This is a genomic window from Streptomyces calidiresistens (genome assembly GCF_014141525.1).
Classification (GTDB): domain Bacteria; phylum Actinomycetota; class Actinomycetes; order Streptomycetales; family Streptomycetaceae; genus Streptomyces; species Streptomyces calidiresistens.
This window is the reverse complement of sequence record NZ_VKHS01001497.1, coordinates 1-546: the sequence shown is the minus strand read 5'-3', so window position 1 is coordinate 546 and position 546 is coordinate 1. Positions and strand designations below refer to the sequence as shown.

Genomic DNA, 546 nt, shown 5'->3' with positions numbered 1-546 from the left:
CCGCACCGCCCCTTCCGGGGCGTGGCGGGGGCGGTGCGGCGGGACCCCGTCCTCGTCCCCCTGACCGCCGTCGCGCTGCTGCTCGCCGTGCCGATCCCGCTGCCGCTGCCGGGCGCCGCCGCGACCGGGGCCGCGGACCTCGCCTCCCTGCTCCTCGTCCTGTGCTGCGTGCCGCTCCTGCTGCGCCCCCGGCCCGGAGACGCGGACCGGCTCTCCCCCCGGGTCCTGCTCGTCGTCGCCGTCCCGGCGGCGGCCTGCGCGGTGGTGACCGCAGCGGCCGGCGACCCGCTCGCCGCCGTCCCCGGCTTCGCCCGGCACCTCCAGGTGTTCGTGCTGATCCCGCTGGCGCTGCTGGTGGCGCTGCGCGCGCCGGACACGGCCCGGTGGGCCGTGGTCCCGCTCCTGCTGCCCGCGGTGGTCCAGGGCACCGTCGGCACGATCCAGTACCTCACCGGCACCGGCGCCTCGTACATGGGCGAGGACGTCCGGGCGGTGGGCACCTACGGCCCTGCCTCTTATAACCATCTCCGTGCCCACGAAAAGATT

At 77.1% G+C, this 546-nt stretch carries 1 pseudogene; it reads left to right on the top strand.

The features are described from left to right. Positions 1-546, top strand: a pseudogene (locus tag FOE67_RS28000) (O-antigen ligase family protein); the annotation flags it as partial.